The sequence below is a fragment of the Lutibacter maritimus genome, assembly GCF_900116115.1.
Taxonomy (GTDB): Bacteria; Bacteroidota; Bacteroidia; order Flavobacteriales; family Flavobacteriaceae; genus Lutibacter; species Lutibacter maritimus.
Genome location: NZ_FOZP01000004.1, coordinates 109893 through 134850, shown reverse-complemented (window position 1 = coordinate 134850; position 24958 = coordinate 109893). Strand labels below are relative to the sequence as shown.

The 24958-nt window shown below is 29.4% G+C and carries 18 protein-coding genes; 6 read left to right on the top strand and 12 right to left on the bottom strand.

Annotated elements, in window-relative coordinates:
- Nucleotides 1-41 precede the first annotated feature (41 nt).
- Both purH and BM335_RS07775 read right to left on the bottom strand, forming a co-directional pair.
- Complete coding sequence (gene purH / locus BM335_RS07780; RefSeq protein WP_090225119.1) at nt 42-1568, bottom strand: bifunctional phosphoribosylaminoimidazolecarboxamide formyltransferase/IMP cyclohydrolase; 1527 nt, start codon at nt 1566-1568, stop codon at nt 42-44.
- A 313-nt stretch (nt 1569-1881) separates the two neighbouring features.
- The gene (locus BM335_RS07775; RefSeq protein ID WP_090225116.1) at nt 1882-2334 is read right to left on the bottom strand and encodes a GAF domain-containing protein; all 453 of its coding nucleotides are present in this window, start codon (nt 2332-2334) and stop codon (nt 1882-1884) included.
- 40 nt (nt 2335-2374) lie between these two features.
- On the opposite strand from BM335_RS07775, the gene xrtF reads away from it, so the two are divergent.
- The 3 genes from xrtF (at nt 2375) to BM335_RS15825 (ending at nt 3921) form a co-directional block, all read left to right on the top strand.
- Nucleotides 2375-2908, top strand: a complete 534-nt coding sequence (xrtF, locus tag BM335_RS07770) for an exosortase family protein XrtF (RefSeq protein WP_090225113.1) — start codon at nt 2375-2377, stop codon at nt 2906-2908.
- Complete coding sequence (locus BM335_RS07765) at nt 2908-3351, top strand: exosortase F system-associated membrane protein (protein ID WP_090225111.1); 444 nt, start codon at nt 2908-2910, stop codon at nt 3349-3351. The genes xrtF and BM335_RS07765 overlap by 1 nt, the downstream gene beginning before the upstream one ends.
- Before the next feature lie 126 nt (nt 3352-3477).
- Complete coding sequence (locus BM335_RS15825; RefSeq protein WP_090225108.1) at nt 3478-3921, top strand: heavy metal-binding domain-containing protein; 444 nt, start codon at nt 3478-3480, stop codon at nt 3919-3921.
- 74 nt (nt 3922-3995) lie between these two features.
- On the opposite strand, the gene obgE is transcribed toward BM335_RS15825, so the two are convergent.
- The 3 genes from obgE to secDF all read right to left on the bottom strand — a co-directional run bounded on the left by obgE (nt 3996) and on the right by secDF (nt 9273).
- Nucleotides 3996-4988, bottom strand: coding sequence for a GTPase ObgE (gene obgE, locus BM335_RS07755; RefSeq protein ID WP_090225105.1), 993 nt, complete (start codon nt 4986-4988; stop codon nt 3996-3998).
- Between the two features lie 38 nt (nt 4989-5026).
- A complete protein-coding gene (locus BM335_RS07750) occupies nt 5027-6142 on the bottom strand; it encodes an adenylate kinase (protein ID WP_090225103.1) in 1116 nt (371 codons plus the stop codon).
- Nucleotides 6143-6273: 131 nt separating this feature from the next.
- Entirely contained in the window at nt 6274-9273 is a 3000-nt protein-coding gene (gene secDF / locus BM335_RS07745; protein WP_090225588.1) for a protein translocase subunit SecDF, read from the bottom strand.
- A gap of 168 nt (nt 9274-9441) precedes the next feature.
- On the opposite strand from secDF, the gene BM335_RS07740 reads away from it, so the two are divergent.
- A complete protein-coding gene (locus tag BM335_RS07740; protein WP_090225100.1) occupies nt 9442-11118 on the top strand; it encodes a formate--tetrahydrofolate ligase in 1677 nt (558 codons plus the stop codon).
- A 38-nt stretch (nt 11119-11156) separates the two neighbouring features.
- Here BM335_RS07740 and BM335_RS07735 read toward each other — a convergent pair whose 3' ends face one another.
- From BM335_RS07735 to gyrB, 5 genes are all read right to left on the bottom strand, one after another.
- Complete coding sequence (locus BM335_RS07735; RefSeq protein WP_090225097.1) at nt 11157-12008, bottom strand: sulfurtransferase; 852 nt, start codon at nt 12006-12008, stop codon at nt 11157-11159.
- A gap of 1 nt (nt 12009) precedes the next feature.
- Complete coding sequence (locus tag BM335_RS07730; RefSeq protein WP_090225095.1) at nt 12010-13059, bottom strand: alkane 1-monooxygenase; 1050 nt, start codon at nt 13057-13059, stop codon at nt 12010-12012.
- A gap of 98 nt (nt 13060-13157) precedes the next feature.
- Complete coding sequence (locus tag BM335_RS07725; protein WP_090225092.1) at nt 13158-14078, bottom strand: malate dehydrogenase; 921 nt, start codon at nt 14076-14078, stop codon at nt 13158-13160.
- A gap of 130 nt (nt 14079-14208) precedes the next feature.
- Nucleotides 14209-15237 (bottom strand): DUF6588 family protein, encoded by a 1029-nt coding sequence (locus BM335_RS07720; RefSeq protein ID WP_090225090.1) that lies wholly within the window; start codon nt 15235-15237, stop codon nt 14209-14211.
- Between the two features lie 108 nt (nt 15238-15345).
- On the bottom strand, nt 15346-17286 hold the full coding sequence (gyrB, locus tag BM335_RS07715; RefSeq protein ID WP_090225088.1) for a DNA topoisomerase (ATP-hydrolyzing) subunit B: 1941 nt from the start codon (nt 17284-17286) through the stop codon (nt 15346-15348).
- 368 nt (nt 17287-17654) lie between these two features.
- Between gyrB and guaA the strand changes: the two genes are divergently transcribed.
- Together guaA and BM335_RS07705 are read left to right on the top strand one after the other, a co-directional pair.
- Nucleotides 17655-19187 (top strand): glutamine-hydrolyzing GMP synthase, encoded by a 1533-nt coding sequence (gene guaA, locus BM335_RS07710; protein WP_090225085.1) that lies wholly within the window; start codon nt 17655-17657, stop codon nt 19185-19187.
- Nucleotides 19188-19214: 27 nt separating this feature from the next.
- Nucleotides 19215-20963 carry a PBP1 and LysM peptidoglycan-binding domain-containing protein gene (locus BM335_RS07705; protein WP_090225083.1) on the top strand — a complete coding sequence of 583 codons (1749 nt, stop codon included), beginning with the start codon at nt 19215-19217 and terminating at the stop codon, nt 20961-20963.
- A gap of 64 nt (nt 20964-21027) precedes the next feature.
- Here the strand turns inward: BM335_RS07705 and BM335_RS07700 are convergent, their stop codons facing one another.
- Both BM335_RS07700 and ccsA read right to left on the bottom strand, forming a co-directional pair.
- On the bottom strand, nt 21028-21543 hold the full coding sequence (locus BM335_RS07700) for a hypothetical protein (RefSeq protein ID WP_090225080.1): 516 nt from the start codon (nt 21541-21543) through the stop codon (nt 21028-21030).
- 51 nt (nt 21544-21594) lie between these two features.
- Nucleotides 21595-24714, bottom strand: a complete 3120-nt coding sequence (ccsA, locus tag BM335_RS07695; protein WP_090225078.1) for a cytochrome c biogenesis protein — start codon at nt 24712-24714, stop codon at nt 21595-21597.
- Nucleotides 24715-24958: the final 244 nt, after the last annotated feature.

The following is a 24958-nucleotide window of genomic DNA, read 5'->3' as shown; positions in this document are numbered from 1 at the left end:
TTTTTATTTTTTTATTTTGAAACGTTGTAAAGTTACTAAAATTAGTGTTTGAAATGACGAATACCTGTAAATATCATAGACATTTCATTGTTATCACAATAATCAATAGATAACTGATCTTTAATTGATCCTCCTGGCTGAATTACAGCATTTATTCCTGCGTTTTTTGCAATTTCAACACAATCTGGGAAAGGGAAAAAAGCATCGCTAGCCATTACTGCATTGTTTAAGTCAAATTTAAAATGTTTTGCCTTAGCAATTGCTTGTTCTAAAGCATCAACTCTACTAGTTTGACCAGTTCCGCTTGCAAAAAGTTGTTTGTTTTTAACTAAAACAATGGTATTTGATTTGGTATGTTTACAAATTTTTGATGCAAAAAATAAATCGTCTAATTCTTCTTTTGAAGGTTCTTTTTTTGTTGCTGTATTAATAACGCTAGCATCATCTGTTTTGTTGTCTTTCTCTTGAAAAAGAACTCCATTTAATGCAGTGCGATATTGTACTTGTGGTAATTCAATATTTTTTTGAATTAATATAATTCTATTTTTTTTGCTTTTTAAAACTTCTAAAGCATCGTTTGAGTAGTTTGGTGCAATTACAACTTCACAAAATAAATTGTTAATTTCTTTGGCTGTTGCGAGGTCAATATCTTTATTTGAAATTAAAACACCTCCAAAAGCTGAAGTTGGATCGCCAGCTAAAGCATCAACATAGGCTTGTTTTAAAGTTTCTCTTTGTGCCAATCCACAAGCGTTATTATGTTTTAAAATGGCAAAAGTTGGAGCGTCGTTTTTAAACTCACTCATCAAGTTTACAGCAGCATCAACATCTAATAAATTATTATATGAAAGTTCTTTTCCGTGTAATTTATCAAACAATTCATCTAAATTTCCAAAGAAATAACCTTTTTGATGGGGATTTTCACCATATCTTAAAATTGATGATGCATCAAAACTTTCTCTAAAAGCAATTTCGTTTTTATTTAAATAATTAAATATTGCACTATCATAATGACTTGAAACTGCAAACGATTTTGCAGCAAAGTTTTTACGTTCTTCTATAGTAGTTGCGCCATTTCCATTAGTCATAATTTGTAAAAACTCATCGTACTGATTCATTGATGAAACACAAATTACATCTTTAAAATTTTTGGCAGCTGCTCTAATTAATGAGATTCCTCCAATATCTATTTTTTCAATAATATCTTGCTCAGTTGCGCCACTTGCAACTGTTTTTTCAAAAGGATATAAATCAACAATTACAATATCTAATTCAGGGATATTGTATTCAACTAATTGAGCTAAATCTTGTTCGTTTTCACGTCTAGCTAAAATTCCACCAAAAACTTTTGGGTGTAATGTTTTAACTCTTCCTCCTAAAATTGATGGATATGAAGTTAATTCTTCTACAGGGACAACGTTAATTCCCAATTTTTTAATAAAATCTTCTGTACCTCCGGTAGAGTATATTGTGATTCCTAATTGGTTAAGTTTTTCAACTATTGGGGCTAATCCGTCTTTATGAAATACTGAAATTAATGCTGATTTTGCTTTTTTAGTTATGCTCATTTTGTTGTGTTGTTATTTTTGCGCAAAGCTAATAATTATCAACAGTTTAAACAAAACAAAAGAATACTAAATTTTTATTAATTCTTTTTGATTTTTGATTCAAAATTATGAACCATTTCAAGGTAGTTTGGTGATTTTTGGTTGTTAACTTTTTTTGAGTTTAATATGTCTTTAAACAGCTTTTTTGAGATGAGTTGTTTTATTTTAAGTTTCTTTTTAGTATAAAGTTTTAACATATAAAAATTGTAAAAATATAATTATAACTATGTTGCAATTAAGATTATTCAATATAATTATAATACAAATAAATTTTTTATAGTATTTGTGCTACTTTTTTACATACAAATTCTAACAGTTCTTCATCATTTTTTGTAAATGGGTTAACTGTGTGTGAATCAATATCTATTTGTCCAATATTTTCTTGATTAACAAAAATAGGGATTACAATTTCGCTTTTAACTTTCCATCCACAAGAAATATAATTATCTTGAGCGGTTACATCTGGCACAACAAAGTTTTGGTTGCTAATGGCTACTTGCCCGCAAATTCCTTTTCCAAAAGGTATAATTGTATGTTCGGTTGGTTCACCAGCAAATTCGGCTAATTTTAATTCATGTTTATCTCCATTTTTAAAGTAAAAGCCAACCCAATCATAATACGAAATTTCTTTTTTTAGTAAATCGCAAATAGCTTGTAGTTTAAATGGTTTTGTATTGGTGCTGTTAATAATAGATACAACAGATTCTTTTAGTTGAGATAAGTTCATATTAATTTGTAATTTTATGCAAAAATATAAATCTTTTTGAGTGCAAAATAATAAAACCGTTATATTATTTTTAGTTAAATTTTTTGGCACTTATGCCTTGTTATTTTTATTGTATTCTATTTATTTAAGTAATAGTCAAAAACAACTAACTTTTTACTCTTGTGATTCAGTTACAGAAATTGTTGCTAAACAAAGTAATTTTTTAATTAATAGTTTTGGTTATAATTCTGAAATAGTACAAAGTAACTATGAGTTATCATACCAAGTAATTATTGATAAAAAACCAATTGCTAGAGTTATTGAAGGTTGTAATTCAATAAGTATTATAATTTTATTTATTGCATTTATTGTGGCGTTTTCAGGAAAATTTAAGCAAACTTTGCTATTTATTTTAGTTGGAAGCTTATTGATTTATTTAATAAATGTTGTTAGAATTGCTGTAATTACTATTGCATTGTATAAATTTCCTGAGTACGAGTATATGTTGCACGATATTTTTTTTCCTGCTTTAATTTATGGCTTTACTTTTATGTTATGGATTGTGTGGGTGTCTAAATTTTCAAAACAAAAATAATGGGTAAAATTGCAAAATTTGGATTATTATTTTTATTAATACTATGTTTAATAGGTGTTAGAGTTTTTTTAGAACCCTTTTTGTACGATCCTTTAATAGACTATTTTAAAAGCGACTATTTACATAAACCTATCCCTGATTTAAATTGGAGTTTATATATGTTAAACCTATCTTTTAGATTTTTTATAAATACAATAATCTCATTATCAATTTTGTATGTAATTTTTAATAAAAAAAGCGTTATAAGATTTTCTTCAAAAGTGTATGTTATTACTTTTTTAATTTTAATGATTTTATTTTTTTTAGTGATTAAATATCAATTAATAAATGGTTATTTAGTGATATTTTATTTACGTCGTTTTTTAATTCATCCAATAATTTTATTACTGCTAATTCCAGCATTTTATTATCAACGGTTAGCTTTTAAAAGTAACGATAATTAATATGTCTTCATTAAGTGTAATATAATCAGGTGTTTATATTTTGAGTCACACAAAATATTTTATTGTTTTATTTTTAGTAAATTACGCCTTTAAAAAAATATCAATTTTAACGTTAATTAAAGTATTATGAAAAAAATTATTTTTGTAGTTGCTACAATTTTTTCTTTTGCAGTATTATTTACTGCTTGTAAAGAAACTAAAAAAGAAGAGGCAAAAGAAGAAGTTCAAATGGAAAGTCATGAAGGACATGACCATGATGCTATGGCGTCTAAAACTTACCAATGCCCAATGGATTGTGAAAAAGGTAAAACTTATGCAGAAGAAGGTTCTTGTCCAGTTTGTAAAATGGACTTAAAAGAAAAAGCTGCAAATATGGAACATGCAGAGGGTTGCAAATGTAAAGAAGCTGGAGAATGTACATGTCCTGAAGGTAAATGTACTTGTCAAGAAAAAGACGAAGTTGCATGTACAAAATGTGAACCGGGAAAATGTACTTGTAAAGATGAAGTTGCAAATTTAGAAAGCGCTAAATCTAAATGCAAACCTGGAGCTTGTTCTTGTAAAGCCTAAAACACTTTGTATATAGCATAAAAAAGGGACGTATTAATACGTCCCTTTTTTTATGTTAATTATTTATAATTATACTATGAATTTAGCATTTTCCATAATGTGTCTTTTAACTCGGTTAAACCTTGTTGAGCAACTGATGAAATAAATAATGTTTGAATTCCTGTTGGAAGTTCTTTCTTTAATTCATTTTTTAATTCCTCGTCTAACATGTCTGATTTAGAGATTGCTAACAATCTATTTTTATCTAAAAGTTCAGGGTTATGCTGTTGTAGTTCATTTAATAAAATGTCATATTCTTTTTGAATGTTTTCTGAATCCGCAGGAATTAAAAATAATAATGTTGAGTTTCGTTCAATATGTCTTAAAAATCTATGTCCTAATCCTTTACCTTCAGCAGCACCTTCTATAATTCCAGGAATATCTGCCATTACAAAAGTTTGAAAATCTCGATATTCAACAATTCCTAAATTTGGTTTTAATGTAGTAAAAGCATAATCTGCAATTTTAGGTTTAGCAGCAGTTACAACAGATAGTAAAGTCGATTTTCCTGCATTAGGAAATCCAACCAAACCAACATCTGCTAAAATTTTTAATTCTAACTGAAACCACCCTTCTTGTGCATCAATACCTGGTTGTGCGTAACGAGGTGTTTGATTTGTTGATGATTTAAAATGCCAGTTTCCTAAACCTCCCATACCGCCTTCAAGAAGTATTTGTTCAGTGTTTTCAGTTGTAATTTCGAAAAGAATTTCTTGGGTTTCTGCATCTCTTATAATTGTTCCAAGAGGCACATCAATATACACATCTTCACCATCTTTTCCTGTACTTCTTGATGCGCTTCCGTCACCACCATGTTCGGCTTTAAAATGTTTTTTAAACTTTAAATGGTACAATGTCCATAAGTTTTTATCTCCACGAACAATTACATGACCACCTCTTCCTCCGTCACCACCGTCAGGTCCGCCTTTAGCCACGTATTTTTCTCTGTGTAAATGTGCAGAACCACGTCCTCCTTTACCAGAATTAGCGTGTATTTTAATATAATCTACAAAATTTCCTTCTACCATTATGTCTATTTTCTGCTTTTACAGTTTGTTTAATTATGTTATAATTTATCAAAAACGTTACTTAATCGTACGGTAATATCTTTTATTTCTCCAACGCCATTTACGCCAAAATATTTGTTTTGTACTGTGTAATAATTTTTAAGTATTGCTGTTTTTGAGTTGTATTGATCGAATCGATTTCTAATTTTACTTTCATCTTGGTCATCACTTCTTCCACTTGTTTTTCCTCTTTCAAGCAATCTTTGAATCAATAAATCTTCAGGTACTTCTAAAGCAACCATTCCATTAATTGTTTCACCTTTCTCGGCTAAAAATTCGTCCAATGCAATAGCTTGTGACTCTGTTCTTGGAAACCCATCAAAAATAAATCCGCCAACATCTATATTTTTATTTACTTCATCTTTTAGCATTTCAATTGTAACTTCATCTGGAACTAAATTACCTTGATCCATATAAGATTTAGCTAAAATTCCTAATTCAGTTTCATTTTTAATATGAAATCTAAAAACTTCCCCTGTTGAAATATGTTTTAGGTTGTATTTTTCTTTTAACAAATCTGCCTGCGTTCCCTTTCCTGCACCTGGAGGGCCAAATAATACAATGTTTTTCATAGTTGGTTGAGTAGTAAGTTGATAAATATCTGCCAAATTTCTTCCAAAACCGTTGTAATCTAATCCGTATCCAACTATAAATTTATCAGGAATTGATATTCCTACATAATCAATTGGTAATTCTTTTTTAAATACATCAGGTTTAAAAAATAATGTGGCTATTTTAAGTTGCTTTAAATTTTTGTCTTTAAAAATTTCAAATATTTCTTGAAGTGTATTGCCAGTATCAATAATATCTTCTAAAATAACAATTGTTCTACCTTCTAAATTTTCATTAACTCCAACTAATTTTTTTATTTTTCCTGTAGAATTTGTTCCTTCATAAGAGGCTAATTTAACAAATGAGACTTCACAGTTATAATTGTATTTTCTAACAAAATCAGCAACAAACATAAATGAACCGTTTAAAATACCAATAAACAATGGTGTTTCATCTTTTAGTTCATTTGAAATTTGAGTAACTAAGGTATTTATTGCGTTATCAATTTCTTGTGCTGATATATACGTTTTAAAATGTTTGTCGTGTAGTTTAATTATGCTCATCTTAATGCTTTGTTACAAATGTAAGAATCAAATTAGAAAATTACTTTAGAAATGAAGTTTCTTTGCTAATTTGAAATACAAAAACCGTTTTGAGACGTCAAAACGGTTTTTGAAATAAATTTCAATAGTTATTATTTTTTAGTTTTATCTAGTTTTTTTACTGTATCGTATAATATTGGTGAGGCAATAAATAACGAAGAATACGTACCTACTACGATACCTACAATTAATGCGAACATAAATCCTTTAATTGAATCACCTCCAAATAAGAAGATAGCAATTAATACAACTAATGTTGTTAATGATGTGTTTATGGTTCTTCCTAATGTAGTACTTAAAGCTTTATCAATTACAGTTGAGAATTTCCAAGAAGTATGTGTTCCTGCAAATTCACGAATTCTATCAAATACAATTACAGTATCATTAATTGAGTAACCTAATACTGTTAGAATTGCTGCAATAAATGATTGTCCAATTTCCATATCAAAAGGTAAAACTTTATAAAATAAAGAGAATATACCAATTACAATAATAACATCATGGAAAAGTGCTGCAACAGCACCTAAACTGTATTGCCATTTTCTGAAACGGAATAGGATGTAAAGGAAAATTACTAATAACGAACCTAAAATTGCCCATCCTGCAGCAGTTTTAATGTCATCGGCAATTGTTGGCTCAACTTTAATTGAACTCATAATACCAACTTTTTTATCACCGTCATATCCAGGTTTAAATTCATCTAAACTTACGTCTTCAGAAATGTATGATTTTAAACCAGTATATAATAAGCCTTGTACTTCATCATCAATATGATTTCCTTCTTCTTCAATTTTGTATTTAGTAGTTATTTTTAATTGAGTAGCTTCTCCATAAGTTTTAACTTCAGGGGCATCACCAAATACATCTTTTAAAGTACTAGCAACATCAGATGCTACTATTTGTTTATCAAACTTTACTACATAAGATCTACCTCCAACAAAATCTACACCATAGTTTAAACCATTTGAAATTAATGAACTTAAACTTACAATAATTAAAATTCCAGAAATTATATAAGCAATTTTACGTTTTTTAAGGAATTCAACATCAATATTTGTAAACCAGTTTTTAGTGATAGCTGTGTTAAAAGTAAATGTTTTACCTTTTCCAGCATACCAGTCAATTAATAATCTTGTAATAAAAATTGCTGAGAATAATGATGTTACGATACCTACCATTAATGTATAAGCAAATCCTTTTACAGGTCCTGTTCCAAATACATATAAAATAACACCAGTTAACATTGATGTTACGTTGGCATCTAAAATTGCAGAGAAAGCTCCTTTATAACTAAATCCGTATTCAATAGCAGCTTTTAAACCTTTTCCGCTATTTAACTCTTCTTTTATTCTTTCAAAAATAATTACGTTAGCATCTACGGACATACCAATTGTTAAGATGATACCTGCGATACCTGGTAATGTTAGTACAGCTCCAAAAGCTGTTAGTATTCCAAAGATGAATAATAAGTTAGCTGCTAAGGCAATATTTGCAAAACCACCAGCTTTTCCGTAATAGAATACCATCCAAGCTAATACAATTAATAAAGCTAAAGCAAATGAACTTAAACTGCTGTCAATAGCTTGTTGACCAAGTGATGGACCAACTACTTCAGATTGTATAATGTGTGCAGCAGCAGGTAATTTACCAGCTTTTAAAACGTTTGCAATATCTTGTGCTTCAACAACTGTCATACTTCCTCCAGAAATTGAAGTTCTACCGTTTGTTATAGCAGTATTTACAGAAGGTGCAGTATAAACATAATCATCTAAAACAACTGCAACAAATTTACCTACGTTTTCTGTAGTCATTTTAGCCCATTGTTTTGTTCCTGTTGCATTCATTGTCATACTAACTTCTGGCTTACCAGTTTGTCCGTATTCTTGACTTGCATCATCAATTACATCACCTTCTATTGGAGCAAGATCTTCTCTGTTAGATTTAATTCCGTATAAATAAATTAAATCTACACTTTCATTAGTTGCTGCAACTGTTGAAGTAAAAGGTTTAGAATCCCATAAGAATTTAGCATATTTCATTTCGTTAGATAACAATGCTCTAACATCTTTCATCGCTAAATATTTATTTACAGTTGCTGTATCTGCTACTTTAGCAGTTGCAATAACTGATGAAATTTGGTTTTCAGATTGTGGTACACTTGGTGTTAAAACTGTAAATAAGTTATCTACTTGTTTGTTTGCAATAGAATCAGAAACTTCACCTAATAAATCATTTAAATCATCTTTAACTGTAGTAGAATCTTGAGCAGTTTCTTCTTTTTCTGCTTTTAAGTGATTTTCTATCACAGAATTTGCTGCAAAAAAGAAATTTGCTGTTTCTTGGTTAGAGTATACTTCCCAAAATTGTAATTCAGCAGTACTTTGTAATAATTTTTTTACACGGTCAATATCTTTTGCTCCAGGTAATTCAATTAAAATACGTCCAGAGTTACCTATACGTTGAATGTTTGGCTGTGTAACTCCAAATTTATCAATACGACTACGTAATACTTCAAAAGCAGTACTTATAGATCCTGATATTTCATCAGCAATTATAGGTTTAACTTCTTCGTCGGTTAATTTGAAATTAATTTTATCTCTTAACGATTTGTTTCCAAAAATGCTAGGATCACTTAATTTTACTTTTCCAGCGCTTAATTTTTCAAACTCATTAAAAAATAAGTCTAAAAAAGTTTTATCACTATTTTTTTGAGCTTCAGTTGCTTTTGCTAAGGCTTCATTAAAAACAGGGTTTTTAGAATCGTTTGATAACCCAATCAAGATATCTTTAACCGATACTTGTAAAATGGCATTAATACCACCTTTTAAGTCTAATCCTAAATTTAACTCTTTGTCTTTAATGTCATTGTAACTGAACTGAGCGAAACCTAAATCTATAACAGGTTTGTTAGCAACAGAGTCCAAATAAACTCTTTCAAGATTTGCTATTTCTCTACCGTCATTTGATTTTGATTCAGCATAAATTTTTGCTTTATCTTCAACACCATTTGTAAACCAAGTAAATGATAATTGGTATAAACTTACTAATCCGAAAAGAATAGCGAATAATTTTATAAGTCCTTTGTTTTGCATTTTATTTAATTTAATATAAGAATCATTTGTAATAAACGTGCAAATATATAATTTCAAATAGGAACTAACAATTCTTTTTACTCTTTTATAAGTATAAATTAACACTTTGATATAAATCACTTATTCAGATTAAGAATTTTATATATTTGTATACCTAAAATTACCAAAATGAAAGTTTTATCGGATATAGAAATTGCTCAAAATAAAAAATTATTACACATTAAAGAAATTGCTGCAAAATTAGGCATAGAAGAAGATGCATTAGAAATGTATGGAAAATACAAAGCTAAATTGCCTTTAACACTAATTGATGAAGATAAAATTAAAAAGAATAACTTAATTTTAGTAACAGCAATGACACCAACACCAGCAGGTGAAGGAAAAACAACCGTATCAATTGGTTTAACCGAAGGTTTAAATAAAATAGGAAAACAAGCAATTGTTGTGCTTAGAGAACCTTCATTAGGTCCTGTTTTTGGAATTAAAGGTGGCGCAGCAGGAGGAGGATATTCTCAAGTTGTTCCTATGGAAGATATTAATTTACATTTTACAGGAGATTTTAATGCGGTAGAAAAAGCAAATAATTTACTAGCTGCTTTAATAGACAATAACTTGCAAAGTTCTTGTTGTAATTTAAATATTGATTCAAGAACAATTTTATGGAAGCGTGTTATTGATATGAATGATAGATCATTACGTAAAATAACTATTGGCTTAGGAGGTGTTGCAAATGGTATTCCACGTGAAGATGGCTTTAATATTACACCAGCTTCAGAAGTTATGGCAATTCTTTGTATGGCTACTGATTTTGAAGATTTAAAAAATAGACTTGGTAATATTTTAATTGGTTTTACTTTTGATAAAAAACCCGTTTTTGCACGTGATTTAAAAGCTGAAAATGCTATGGCTATTTTATTAAAAGATGCTATACAACCTAATTTAGTACAAACGTTAGAAGAAAATCCTGCGATTATTCATGGAGGTCCTTTTGCAAATATTGCGCAAGGAACTAATACCATTATAGCTACTAAAATGGGATTATCACTATCAAACTACGTAGTAACTGAAGCTGGGTTTGGAGCTGACTTAGGTGCAGAAAAGTTTTTAAATATTAAATGTGCTGCGGCAAACTTAAATCCAAAAGCAGTAGTGTTAGTTGCTACAATTAGAGCTTTACGACACCACGGAGGCGCAAAAACAGAAGAAATCAACACTCCTAATTTACACCACGTTAAAGCTGGTTTTTGCAATTTAGAAAAACATATTGAAAACATCAGAAAATTTAACATAGAGCCAGTTGTTGCAATTAATACTTTTGTCAATGATTCTTATGAAGAAATTAATTTTGTAATTAATCATTGTAAATCATTAGGAGTACAAGCAGTTGTATCTGAAAATTGGGCAAAAGGTGGTGAAGGAACGAAGGATTTAGCTCATGCTGTTGTTAAAGTTGTTGAATTGAACAAGTCGCATTTTGAACCTTTGTATAAATGGGATATGCCAATAAAAGAAAAAATTGAAATTATTGCTAAAGAAATTTATGGCGCTGATGGTGTTGATTTTGATAAACAAGCAAAATTAAATTTAAAAAGAATTGATCGTTTAGGTTTTAATGATTTTGCAATTTGTATGGCTAAAACTCAAAAATCTTTTTCAGATAATGAATTTTTAATTGGGCGACCTAAAAACTTTGTGGTAACAGTGCGTGAAATTGAAATTGCTGCAGGAGCAAAATTTATTATACCAATTTTAGGTCAAATGATGCGAATGCCTGGATTGCCAGGTGTTCCAGCTTCAGAAGAAATGAAAATTGATAAAAATGGAGTGATTTCTGGATTATCTTAATGTTACTATAAATACTTTTAAACCTATTGAAACCAATTTTAGTTGATTTCAATAGGTTTGTTATTTCTGCTCCATTCACTCCAAGAGCCTACAAAAAGTGTTGGCATTTTTAAGCCTGCATATTCAAAGGCTAAAAGTGTGTGGCATGCAGTAACTCCTGATCCGCAGTGTACAATTATTGGTCCATTGTTTTTAAAAGCATTTATTATTTTGGAATATTTGGTATGTAATTCGGAAGGAGATGCAAACAAACCATCTTTAGTTAAATTTTCAATAAAAGGAATATTAATTGCTGTCGGTATGTGCCCAGCAACTAAATCTATTGGTTCATATTCTCCTTTATATCTAGCCGTTTCACGAACATCAATAATAATTGAATTTTTAAGTTTAACAGTTTTTTCAATAGCTGTTAATGAAATTGTTGGAAGTTGCCATTGATTTATTGTATATGGAGTTACTTTTTTTGCTTTAACTTTATTAGAATTTATTGGAAAGGACATTCTTTCAGCTTCTTGAATGCCACCATTTAATACTTGTACTTTTTCATGTCCAATGGCTTTAAGCATCCACCAAAATCTTGCAGCAGCATTTGCCCCGTTTTTATCATCATAAATTATTACGTGCGTTTGTGTTGAAATTCCTAAATCTTGTAATGTTTTAGAAAATTGGTTTATACTTGGGAGCGGATGTCTTCCACCATTTGCGACATTTTTTTTAATATTAGCTAATTGGGTGTCTAAATCAACAAAAAGAGCATCGTTTAAGTGCTTTGTTTCATAATTTAATTTTGCATTAGCTCCATTACTAGCATCTACAATTACGATATCATTTAGTTTACTAAGTTTAATTAATTCTGAAACATTTATAATTGGTGAAATGTTTTGTTTCATTTTATATTTTATTAATTGTTTGTTGAAATTGTTTTAATCTTTTATGCATAACTTTAAACCAAAGTGGTGGAATTAAGGCTAACAACATCATTCCAGGATACCCTGTAATCATTTGTGGACTTTTTGGAATATAATCTAGCAATTGATATGGTTTGCTTGCTTTGTAATGGTGATCGGAATGGCGAGAAAGTTCAAATAAAATGGTTCGGCCTATTATATGGTTAGAATTCCATGAGTGATGAGGTTTTACACGTTCATAATTTCCGCTTTCATTTTTATTTCTAAGTAAGGCGTAATGTTCAATATAATTAACAGTTTCAAGCAATAAAATTCCAACAATAGCACCAATTATAAATGCTATTAAAGTTTGAAAATTGAATATAAAATATATTGATAAAAGTAAAATTATTTGCGCTAATGTATACACTATCATTTTATTATAAAATGATAGTGCTGAACTGCCTTTTTTGGTTAATCGTTCATTTTCTAATTGCCAAGCTTGGATATAGCTTCCTATTTGAGATCTGAACCAAAATAAATATAAAATCTCTCCTTTTCTGGCAGTTGCGGGATCTTTAGGTGTTGCTACATTGTAATGATGTCCACTATTGTGGTATGGTAAAAAATGATTTTCTAACGACGTTAATAATAAAATTTCACCTAAAAATTGTTCAAATCTTTTGTTGCTATGACCTAGTTCGTGGCCAACATTAATGCCAAATATTCCACATAAAATTCCTAGTGATGCAATTCTACCAATTTGTTCAGTAAGCAATAAGTTTTCCTGAAAGCTGATTAAAAATAAAATAACTAAACCAAGTTGTATTGGAATAATTGAGTACAACACAAATTTGTAGTAATTATCACTTTTTGCATTTTTCTTTTCTTCATCAGAAAAATTTGTTTCATTTGGTTTAAAAAATAATTCAAATAAGGGAATAAATCCAAAGGAAAAGATTACTGGTAAATATGTCCAGATTCCAAAAGAAGTAAAGGAAATATAAATTGTTGAAGCTAAAATATATGCCGATAAATATTTGAATTTACCCATAGTAAGTGTATCTTATTTGAAAGATAAATATACACTAAAAAATGAAAACTCCTCAAAAACAAAGTATTGAGGAGTTTTTTTATGAATAAGATATTTTTTTATAATAAATTATTTACAGCTCTTACGCCATCAGCGCTTTCTGCTAATTTAGCTTTTTCAGCATCAGATAATTCAATTTCAACTATTTTTTCAATTCCGTTTTTACCAATAATACAAGGTACACCAATTGAAATGTCTTTTAATCCATATTCACCTTCTAATAAAGCTGAACAAGGGAACATTTTTTTAGTGTCACAAGCAATAGCTTGAACCATAGAAGAAACTGCGGCACCTGGGGCATACCAAGCACTAGTTCCTAATAATTTTGTTAAGGTAGCTCCACCAACTTTAGTAGCTTCGGCAACTTCAGCTAATTTTTCTTCTGATAAAAATTCAGAAACTGGTACACTATTTCTAACAGCTAATCGAGTTAGAGGTAACATTCCAGTATCACTGTGACCAGCAATTACCATACCATCAACATCAGATTGTGGACAACCTAAAGCTTCTGCTAATCTAAATTTAAAACGAGCACTATCTAATGCTCCACCCATACCAATAATTCTGTTTTTTGGTAATCCTGTAGATTTGTGAGCTAAATAAGCCATAGTATCCATTGGGTTACTTACAACTATAATAATAACGTTTGGAGAATATTGTACTAAACTTGCAGATACAGTTTTTACAATACCAGCATTAATTCCAATTAATTCTTCGCGCGTCATTCCTGGTTTTCTAGGAATACCACTTGTAATAACTGCAACATCACTTCCTGCAGTTTTTGAATAATCGTTTGTTACACCAGTAATTTGGGTGTCAAAGCCCATTAATGATGCTGTTTGCATTAAGTCCATTGCTTTTCCTTCAGCAAATCCTTCTTTAATATCAATTAATACAACTTCAGAAGCGAAATTTTTAATAGCTATGTACTCAGCGCAACTTGCACCTACAGCACCAGCTCCTACTACTGTTACTTTCATATTTTTAGTGTTATGTTTAATAATTTATTTTGACGTAAAAATAACAAATTTTAATGAAATTATGGACTTATTAGTGTCTAATCTACGAAATCGTTTATAGTGTTTTAGGGCATTTTTTGATAGATTTTAATTACCTGAAACTAAATGCTATACCTGTGGTAATTGTATTGTATTCTTGTATTGTATAATCCACAAATAATTTAAAAAACCCTAAACTAATTCTAGTTCCTAAAGTTGTTTTAAGGCCTTTACTTTCAAAGCTTAAATTTACAGGATCCGTAAATTCAACCTCAACAGTATCATTAGGAGCAGGATATCCAGTGTTATATTCTAAATTATAAGTACCCTTCATTTTAAATTTCGAATTTCCACCACTATAACCAATACCTCCATAAAAATTTACTACTGGAAAATTAATAGAAGCTATTGCTTGAACAGAATAAGCATTTAAATTAAAAGTTGCTTCTTGATTTGTACCTTGAATAGAGCTGTCATTTTGTAAATTGTACGTAACGTCCATAGTAGTATAGGTACCTAATAGTGCAACGTGTAGAGGAAGTTTATCAACAGGTCCAAATAAACTTGTTATTTCTTTTTTAACACCAACACCTAATAAATTACCTTTAACATCATCCGACCCTACGTTTGGAACACCTCTTAGCATAATATCTATTTTTTGTGGCAATCCTAAAGTTATTTGAACTGAAGGTGCTGGCATTGCATTTAAAGGCAAATCATCTTTAATTCCGCCAGGCATTGTATAATTTGCAGTAACATTTTGACCATTAATTGTGGTAGAAACATTTATAGGTGCTTCTAAAGAATTAGGTCCAGCAACAGTTGCTCCAGTTAAAGATGTAGAAGTTGTATTTGAAGATAAACCTAAATCTGAAAAATTAAAAATTTCTTCTGAAGAAGGAATTAAAGAAGCGTTAAGTCCAATACTAACATCAAAACCAAAGGTTTTATGCGCTTTGGCTGTATGATACCATCCGCCATTCATACTATGTATAAGCCCTTTCATTGCCGGGTTAATATAAGCTTCAGTTAATTTATTTGCATCATTTATTCCAGATAGAAGGATTGCTTCCATACCATCTTGTGCTTTTACTGAAAAATTCAGTAAAATTATAATAAAAAGTAGTGCTAATTTTTTCATGGGTTTTGGAGGTTTTATTTAGTAAATATATAAAAATATGTTACAAAAAATAAAAGACCGCTTAAAAAAGCAGTCTTTTATTGATTTAATAATATTGAATTTGAGTTTTTATGCGTCAATTTTAGCATAAACTGCATTTTTTTCTATAAATTCTCTACGAGGAGGAACTTCATCACCCATTAACATAGAGAAAACTCTATCTGCTTCTGTTAAATTATCAATCGTAACTTGTCGCAATGTTCTGTATTCAGGATTCATAGTGGTATCCCAAAGTTGTTCTGCGTTCATCTCTCCAAGACCTTTGTATCGCTGAATATTAACACCGCCACCCATATTTAATGCAATCATATCACGTTGGTTATCATTCCAAGCATATTCTCTTTTTTGACCTTTTTTAACCAAATAAAGAGGTGGAGTTGCAATGTAAATATGTCCATTTTCAATTAATTCTTTCATATACCTAAAGAAGAAAGTTAAAATTAAAGTTGCAATGTGGCTACCATCTACGTCAGCATCACACATAATTACTACTTTGTTGTAACGTAATTTAGATAAATTTAAAGCTCTTGGGTCATCTTCAGTTCCAATAGAAACTCCTAAAGCTGTAAACATATTTCTAATTTCTTCATTTTCAAAAACTTTATGTTGCATTGCTTTTTCAACGTTTAGAATTTTACCTCTTAATGGTAAAATAGCTTGAAAAGCTCTGTCACGTCCTTGTTTTGCAGTACCACCTGCGGAGTCTCCCTCAACTAGGAAAATTTCACATTTTTCTGGATCAGTTTCTGAACAGTCACTTAATTTACCAGGTAAACCACCAATTGACATTACTGTTTTACGTTGTACTAATTCACGAGCTTTACGTGCTGCATGACGTGCCGTTGCTGCTAAAATTACTTTTTGTACAATTACTTTAGCGTCATTTGGGTTTTCTTCTAAGTAATCTTGTAGCATTTCGGAAACTGCTTGGCTAACTGCTGCTGTAACTTCTCGGTTTCCTAATTTTGTTTTAGTTTGACCTTCAAATTGAGGTTCAGCTACTTTTACTGAAATTATTGCGGTTAATCCTTCACGAAAATCATCTCCTGCAATTTCAAATTTCAAATTTTTTAACATTCCAGAATCATCTGCATATTTTTTTAATGTGGCAGTTAATCCACGTCTAAAACCAGCTAGATGCGTTCCTCCTTCGTGAGTGTTAATGTTGTTTACATAAGAATGTAAATTTTCAGAATATGAAGTATTATATATCATTGCTACTTCAACTGGAACACCATTTTTTTCACCTTCTATAGAAATAACATTAGTAGTTAAAGGCTCTCTAGTTGCATCTAAATATCTTATAAATTCGGGTAAACCTTCATCACTATGAAAAGTTTCTGTTATAAATTCACCTTCATCATTAGTTGTTCTTTTGTCAGTTAATGTTAAAGTTACTTTTTTATTTAAAAATGAAAGTTCGCGTAATCTGGTTGCTAAAGTTTCGTAATTATATTCGGTAGTTTGTGAAAAAATTGAAGGATCAGGTAAAAAAGTAACCATAGTTCCTTTATCTGTTGTTTCACCAATGGTTTTAGCTGGGTACAAAGCTTTTCCTTTTTCATACTCTTGTTCCCAAATTTTACCATCTAAATAAACTGTAGCTCTTAAGTGGTTTGATAATGCATTTACTACAGAAACACCTACACCGTGTAAACCTCCAGAAACTTTGTATGAATCTTTATCAAATTTACCACCAGCACCAATTTTGGTCATTACAACTTCTAAAGCAGAAACTCCTTCTTTTTTATGCATTCCCACAGGAATACCACGACCATTATCTTTTACAGAAATGGAGTTGTTTTCGTTGATAATAACATTAATGGTGTCACAATGTCCAGCCATTGCTTCATCAATAGAGTTATCTACAACTTCATATACTAAATGGTGTAAACCTCTAATTCCTACATCACCAATATACATAGAAGGACGCATTCTAACGTGTTCCATTCCTTCTAATGCCTGGATGCTATCTGCTGTATAATTTTGCTTATTTATTTCTTCGCTCATATTTTTATGATTAACTAAATTATTCTTTTTTGTGTAACACACAAATATAAGTAATCATCATGGTAAATTAGCTGTTTTAAGCCTTTTGGTAAAATAAGTTATCAACAATTTCTTAAAAACGAAAAACGCGCTTAAAACGCTTTAAAATGCGTTTATTTTTAATTTTGTAAAATTTAAAGAGCATTTAAAGTTGAAAATGGAATGAAAATGGTTTATATGTAATTTAATGAAGTCTTTTTTGTGTCATAAAATTTACAAACAACATAAATTAACGTCTAATAATGTAATTTTTTGAAGCTGAAATTTATAAACTATCTATTTTTTAATAAATATTATTTTATATAGTAATAATAATATTATTTTTGCGGATGCAACAAAAGGTACTTATTTTAGATTTCGGTTCGCAATACACACAGTTGATTGCTAGAAGAGTTAGAGAACTCAATATTTTTTGTGAAATATTTCCGTACAACAGTAAAAATTTTAAAATTGAAGATTATAAAGCTATAATTCTTTCAGGAAGTCCATTTTCAGTTAGAGCTGAAGATGCGCCACATCCAGATTTATCTAAAATTAAAGGCAAATTACCATTGTTAGGAGTTTGTTTTGGAGCACAATTTATGGCGCATAATTTTGGTGGAAAAGTAGCAGCTTCAAATACCAGAGAATATGGTAGAGCAAATCTTTCTTATGTAAATTCTAACGATTTATTTTTTGAAGGCGTTAATGAAGGAAGTCAGGTTTGGATGAGTCATAGCGATACTATTGTGGAATTACCAGAATATAGTGAGTTAATTGCCAGTACGCACGACGTTAAAAATGCTGCATTTAAATTAATAAATGAAGTTTCATACGGAATACAATTCCATCCTGAAGTATATCACTCAAAAGATGGTTTAAAAATTTTAGAAAACTTTTTAGTAAAAATAGCGGGTGTTGCACAAACTTGGACACCAGATTCTTTTGTTGAAACTACTGTAAAAAATTTAAAAGAAAAATTAGGAAACGATAAAGTTGTTTTAGGATTATCTGGTGGTGTAGATTCTACAGTAGCAGCAACATTATTAAGTAAAGCTATTGGTACTAATTTGTATTGTATTTTTGTAAATAATGGTTTGTTGCGTAAAAACGAATTTGAAAATGTGTTAGATCAATACAAGAACATGGGGTTAAATGTAAAAGGTGTTGATGCTTCGGCACGTTTTTTGAAAGAATTAGCCGGTGAATCAGATCCAGAAGGAAAACGAAAAATAATTGGTAGAGTTTTTATTGAAGTTTTTGATGATGAGGCACATTTAATTCAAGATGTTAAATGGTTAGGACAAGGTACAATTTATCCAGACGTTATAGAATCAGTTTCTGCAACCGGAGGACCTTCAGCAACTATAAAATCGCATCATAATGTTGGTGGATTACCAGATTTTATGAAGCTTAAAATAATAGAACCTTTAAAAATGTTATTTAAAGATGAAGTTAGAAGAGTTGGGCGATCTATGGGAATTGATGATGAATTATTAGGAAGACATCCATTTCCAGGACCAGGTTTAGGAATTCGTATTTTAGGAGATATTACTGCTGAAAAAGTAAGAATGTTACAAGAAGTTGATGCCATTTTTATTCAAGGTCTAAAAGATGAAGGATTATATGATGGTGTATGGCAAGCAGGAGCAATGTTATTGCCAGTAAACTCTGTTGGTGTTATGGGTGACGAAAGAACTTATGAAAAAGCTGTGGTTTTAAGAGCCGTTGAATCTACTGATGGTATGACTGCTGATTGGGTAAATTTACCATATGAGTTTTTACAAAAAACATCAAACAAAATAATAAATGGTGTAAAAGGCGTTAATAGAGTAGTGTATGATATAAGTTCTAAACCGCCAGCAACAATTGAGTGGGAATAAATTTCCATTTTTAAAAAATTAACATAAATGAATTTATCTAAATTATTTTTAGTATTTCTTTTTTTAACTTCTGTAGCTTCCTTTGCACAGCAAAAAAAATATATAACTTATATAGTTAAAGAGGGAGAAACTATAAAAAGTATTGCCAAAGAATATGATTTATCAACAAGAGATTTGTTAAAATTAAATCCGGATGTTAGTAGAAAACCAGATGCAGAAACGGTTATAATTGTTCCTAATAAAAATTATGGAAAAAATATAATTGAAACTGATAATACAAACGTTAACCTTTATGAGGTACAACCAAAAGAAACTATTTATGGTATTTCTAAAAAGTTTAATGTTTCAATAAATGATTTAATAAACGCAAACCCTGGACTTGAAGACGGACTAAAAATTGGAATGAAATTAATCATTCCAGGTATAGAAACTAACCAAAAATCGTCAACAGAAAAAGAATATATTTTACATACGGTGGTTAAAGACAATACCATTTATAATTTAACTAGAAAATATGATATTACAGAAGCAGAATTATTAAAGCTAAACCCAGACTTAAAAGAAGGTTTAAAATTAGGAATGGTTCTGAAAATTTCAAAAAATAATAATGAAGAAGTTATAGTAAAAGTACCGTTATTTAATGATTATAATTCTAACCTTATAAATGAATCTCTTGGGGTTACTTTTAAAGAGAAAATTAATTTAAATAAAGAATTAAACGTAGTTTTTTTACTGCCTTACCAATTAAATAAAATAAATGATTCTATAGCTAGTTCAATTTTTACTAAAAATAATTTAACAAATGTAGCAACTGATTTTCATTTGGGAGCTTTAATGGCAATAGATTCTTTAAAAGAAAAAGGAGCAAATTTAAAAGTACATTTTTTTGATTCAGAAAATTCTCTATCAAAAATTCAAAGTTTAGTTAATAAAGTAAATTTTAATGATGTTGATGTTGTTATTGGTCCGTTGTTTTTTGAAAAAGCAGAATGGCTATCTAAAAATATAAAAGCACCAATAATTACTCCGTTTTTCTCGAAAAATCAGGATACATATGGTGCTGAAAACTTAATAAAAGCTTCTCCTAAAGAAGCTTTGGTTGAAGATAAATTAATTACGTATTTAGAACGTACGTATAACGGCGAGAATATTATTGTTATTAATGATGGAAAGGCAGAATCTCAAAACGCACTTTGGCGTATTGTAAATAAATTAAATGCTTTTGATGATATTAAACAGGTTTCAGTAATTAAACCAGAAAAAGGATATATAGCAGCAGGAAGAGTTACTGAAAAATTAAAAGAAGGAACTAAAAATTGGATATTTTTAATTAGTGAAGACAACGTTACAACAGCATCTACAATAAACAATTTAAAAAGTTTGGCAGATAAGTTCTCTATTCGTTTAATTTCTTTAGAAAAAGGGAAAAATTTTGATACTGTAGATAATAACTATTTAGGTCAGTTAAATTTCACATATCCAACTGCCGAATTTTTTAATATGAATAATGAGATCGTTAAAAACTTTTTCAACAAATATCAAAAGGTAAACAATACTATTCCTTCTGATTATGCAATTAGAGGCTTTGATGTAACGTATGATGTTTTAATTAGATTGGCTAGTTATGAAACGCTAGAGGAAAGTTTGAAAGCAGGAAAATCAGTGAGAGTTTCATCATCATTTAATTACGCTAAAAAAATAAACGGAAGCTTTGAAAATAATGGTATTTATGTAATACAATATACCAAAGAATTGGTTCCATTAATTTTACAATAATTTAAAATTTAAGCATAAAAAAAGCGCAACATTTGTTGCGCTTTTTTTATGAAATTAAAGAAAATTAAATTTTCTTTAATTGATTTTTTAACATTTTTATTTGTTCGGCTAACATATTTTGAGTGTCAAGCTTTTTAGCTTCATTCATTAAAAGTGTAGCTTCTCTTTTTCTTCTTTTTGTCATTGCAATTCCTGCTAATTGTAATTTTGCCATTGCAATATCATGTTTCATATTTAAGCCTAAACTTAGCGCTTTTTTAAAGTATTTTTCAGCTTGTGTTATATTTGTTTGCGAAACCATAATTCCTTGTAAAAAGTTGTAATAACCTTCTTGCTTTTTTATTAAAGCACTACTAGGATTTTTTATGTAAGATAACCATTTGCTTGCGCCAGCAAAGTTTTGTTTTCTTAATTGTAAAAAGGCTAACAAAATAAATTCGTTTTTAAAATAAAACAGCACAAAAATTCCTGCTAATAAAATTAATGAAATTCCGTTCATTATATTTCCTTCAACAAACTGAAATATTGCCCAAATAAAAATTGCTCCTGCTATAACTAATTTTATGTACTTATTAAACATTTATAATATTTTTTAATAGTTTGCAAAGTTACATTTTTGCATTGGTATTTGTTATTTTTTATAATATTTTTTGAATTTAAAATATGCAATAATTGATAAAACAGCAACAATAGCAACTGAATAATATACAAAATTAGGTGTAATTACCTTATCTCCACTGGCATAAGAATGTAATCCAGACAAGTAAAAGTTAACTCCAAAATAGGTCATTAATATTGATGCAAATGCAGCAACAGAAAATACGTTAAAAGTAAATCTGCTTCTTAAACCTGGTACCAATCTTAAATGTAGTACAAAAGCATAAATCATAATACTAATTAAAGCCCAAGTTTCTTTTGGATCCCATCCCCAGTAACGACCCCAACTTTCGTTTGCCCATTGTCCACCTAAAAAGTTTCCAATAGTTAACATTACCAAACCTACAGTTAATGACATTTCATTAATAGTAGTTAATTCTTTTATCATTGCACCCACTTTGGCTTTGTTTTTTTCGGTGGTTAAAATCATCAGAATTAATGAAATTAAACCTAAAATCATACCCAAAGCAAACGGTCCATAACTAGCAACAATTATTGAAACGTGAATCATTAACCAATATGAATTTAATACTGGTTGAAGGTTTGCAATTTCAGGATCCATCCAGTTCCAATGCGCCACCATTAAAATAAATGCGGTTAAAAATGCTGTTGCAGCAATGGTCATTGATGATTTTCGCCCAAAAATTAACCCGAACAACATGGTTGCCCAACCGACATAAATCATAGATTCATAAGCGTTACTCCAAGGAGCATTTCCGCTCACAATCCAACGCGCTATTAAACCTCCTGTATGCATTAAAAACAGCAGAACAACAATAGCAATACTTCCTTTAATTAAGTAGTTAATTACTTTATTTGAATTGAAAATTTGAAAAATTACAAATAAGAACATTAAAGTTCCTATGTACATATAATAGCTGTAAATTGTTCTAAAAATATCATATTTATTATAGGCTATTTCTAAATCTATTTTATGATCTGATGGATAAACAGCACTTCCATATTTTTTTTGAAACTTTATAACACCATCAATAATTTCATCAGATTGAGAATAGTCTTTTGTTGTTTTAGATTCAAATAAGGTTTGTAAATAAATTGGTAATATTTGTTGAACAAATAATGAATCTTGACCTTTAAAATTTGTTGGTTGAATATTGTTGTGTGATACCCAAGTATTATTTGGATCATTTGGTATTGGGAATATGCGTAAAATATCACCTGTAATAGCAGAGTATAATAAATTAACTCTTCTATCTACATTAATAACATCTTTTTCAAACTTGCTTTTGATATTGCTTTTTTGAGCTTCTTGCTGAATTTCAGAAATTTTATACATTCCTTTAGCATCAAAAAAGCTAGCCAATGCTGCATATTTTTGATCGTGAGGAATACCTATAATGTCTCTTAGTTTTGTATTATCTTTTTCAATATAAATTACAGGAATTTGAAACCAAGTTCTTGGATTTTGTTGAATAGATAAAAACACTTGTGTAGCGTTCATATCTTTATAAGTATCATGTTTACTTACTTTTCGTAATAATTCTGATGCGTAGGTATGCACAGGTTTCATTCTACCACCAGCATCTTGAATAATAAGCCTACTAAACTTTTCTGCATGTTCTACACTAATTTCATTAGCAACCAAAGCAGAATCAATTTGTTTTTCAGTCATTACATGATTGTGCTCTTGACCAAAAGAAATAACGGAAAATAAAAGTAAAGCTAAAATAGAAAGTGTTGTTTTGGCTTTTTTCATTTTTTGTAAGCTTTTTCTTAAGAAATCAAATCTTGTACCTGGCATAAATATAATTAATATTAAACCTGCATATAATAAGAAATAACCGATATAAGTTATTGTAGAACCCCAAAAATCATGATTTACTGATAAATGAGTTTCTTCATATTCGGGTGTAATATTATAACTAGATTGAAAAAATTTATAGCCTTTGTAATTTAATATATGATTCATAAAAATTCTAAAATCAAAAGTTTCACTTGGATCAATTACAGTAATTTCACTTGCAAATGACATAGCACTTTCAGATCCTGGGTATTTATCTAACTGAAAATCGTTTAATTTAATACTAAATGGTAATTTCATTTGCATAGCACCATAACTCATTCTGAAATTTAAATTTCCAACAGAAAATTGTGTTGGCGGTTGAATTGCAAATTTGCCTCCGTTTAATTTAATATGTTTTGTTTCGTCTCCAACCTTAACATCAAATTCTAATTGAGCCAAAGGACTCATATCTTTATTACCTGAAATGGTTTTATAAGTACCTTTAATTGGGCCTTTTGGAACAACAAATTGAAGTCCAGCAATTGAATGAACTGCTAAAAGTGAAAAATCTTGTATAGAATCCTTTGCAATGTTTCCTTCAAAATTGTCAGCCATTCTAAAAAATTCTCCATCAACGGCAGTTGAAATTTTTAAATTTCCATCAACAGTTTTAAAATCTATTGTGTTTTTATTTGGAGAATCAAAACCAACTAATACACCATGCACTACTTCAGCATTTCCTTTTTTTAAGTAATGGTTGTGTCTTCCGCCACCGCCAGATTCAACAAATAATAAATATTCTTCACCTGTTTCATTTTCTTCAAAAACCTCTTCAGCATTTGGTATGTAATTGGTCAATTTTACAGAAACATCCGTTCCTTTAAAATCAGTAGTATAATTAAAGCTATTTTTACTAATAGATGATAATAGAACTGGTTTATGATAAGGTGTTTTTTGTTCATTCCCATCATTAACTACGATACTTATATAGTTTTTTTCAGAAAGAAATGTGTTGCTAACAGCACCTTCTTTAATTGGCATGATGCCTTCAAAACTAATATATCTTGTTATTCCAGCGCCTATGATTATTAAAAAGAAAGCTAAATGGAATGCTAAAACAACTAATTTTTCTTTTCTTAATAATTTATATTTAAAAATATTTCCAAAAAAGTTGATTGCAAAAAATACCATAATTCCTTCAAACCACCAAGCATTATAAATTACTGCTTTTGCTGTTTCAGTTCCGTGATCATTTTCTATGAAAGTTGCAACACCCATAGCTGCAGCAAATACAAGAAAAAGAACGGCCATAATTCTAGTAGAATATATAAACGATAAAAATTTATTCATTTTATTAATTTTGTTATTAAAAATAATGTTTTGCAAAGCTAATGATAATTGTCATAAAACTACCTTTTTAATGTAATTTTAAGACAAAAATAACCTAGCTTTTGCGGAAGTAAAGTTAATTGTAACTTTTGTCACAATTACTGATTATTGTCATTAATTAAAATTCAAATTTTATAGTGAAATTGAGACATTAAAATTTAAATTTTGTAAATTTGTTATCAGAAATAAGTTTTATGAATACATT

What these genes read in the sequence shown, in the direction of transcription:
- purH (WP_090225119.1), bottom strand. Translation starts at nt 1,568, where the DNA reads ATGAGCATAACTAAAAAAGCAAAATCAGCATTAATTTCAGTATTTCAT.
- BM335_RS07775 (WP_090225116.1), bottom strand. Translation starts at nt 2,334, where the DNA reads ATGAACTTATCTCAACTAAAAGAATCTGTTGTATCTATTATTAACAGC.
- BM335_RS07765 (WP_090225111.1), top strand. Translation starts at nt 2,908, where the DNA reads ATGGGTAAAATTGCAAAATTTGGATTATTATTTTTATTAATACTATGT.
- BM335_RS15825 (WP_090225108.1), top strand. Translation starts at nt 3,478, where the DNA reads ATGAAAAAAATTATTTTTGTAGTTGCTACAATTTTTTCTTTTGCAGTA.
- obgE (WP_090225105.1), bottom strand. Translation starts at nt 4,988, where the DNA reads ATGGTAGAAGGAAATTTTGTAGATTATATTAAAATACACGCTAATTCT.
- BM335_RS07750 (WP_090225103.1), bottom strand. Translation starts at nt 6,142, where the DNA reads ATGAGCATAATTAAACTACACGACAAACATTTTAAAACGTATATATCA.
- secDF (WP_090225588.1), bottom strand. Translation starts at nt 9,273, where the DNA reads ATGCAAAACAAAGGACTTATAAAATTATTCGCTATTCTTTTCGGATTA.
- BM335_RS07740 (WP_090225100.1), top strand. Translation starts at nt 9,442, where the DNA reads ATGAAAGTTTTATCGGATATAGAAATTGCTCAAAATAAAAAATTATTA.
- BM335_RS07735 (WP_090225097.1), bottom strand. Translation starts at nt 12,008, where the DNA reads ATGAAACAAAACATTTCACCAATTATAAATGTTTCAGAATTAATTAAA.
- BM335_RS07730 (WP_090225095.1), bottom strand. Translation starts at nt 13,059, where the DNA reads ATGGGTAAATTCAAATATTTATCGGCATATATTTTAGCTTCAACAATT.
- BM335_RS07725 (WP_090225092.1), bottom strand. Translation starts at nt 14,078, where the DNA reads ATGAAAGTAACAGTAGTAGGAGCTGGTGCTGTAGGTGCAAGTTGCGCT.
- BM335_RS07720 (WP_090225090.1), bottom strand. Translation starts at nt 15,237, where the DNA reads ATGAAAAAATTAGCACTACTTTTTATTATAATTTTACTGAATTTTTCA.
- gyrB (WP_090225088.1), bottom strand. Translation starts at nt 17,286, where the DNA reads ATGAGCGAAGAAATAAATAAGCAAAATTATACAGCAGATAGCATCCAG.
- guaA (WP_090225085.1), top strand. Translation starts at nt 17,655, where the DNA reads ATGCAACAAAAGGTACTTATTTTAGATTTCGGTTCGCAATACACACAG.
- BM335_RS07705 (WP_090225083.1), top strand. Translation starts at nt 19,215, where the DNA reads ATGAATTTATCTAAATTATTTTTAGTATTTCTTTTTTTAACTTCTGTA.
- BM335_RS07700 (WP_090225080.1), bottom strand. Translation starts at nt 21,543, where the DNA reads ATGTTTAATAAGTACATAAAATTAGTTATAGCAGGAGCAATTTTTATT.
- ccsA (WP_090225078.1), bottom strand. Translation starts at nt 24,714, where the DNA reads ATGAATAAATTTTTATCGTTTATATATTCTACTAGAATTATGGCCGTT.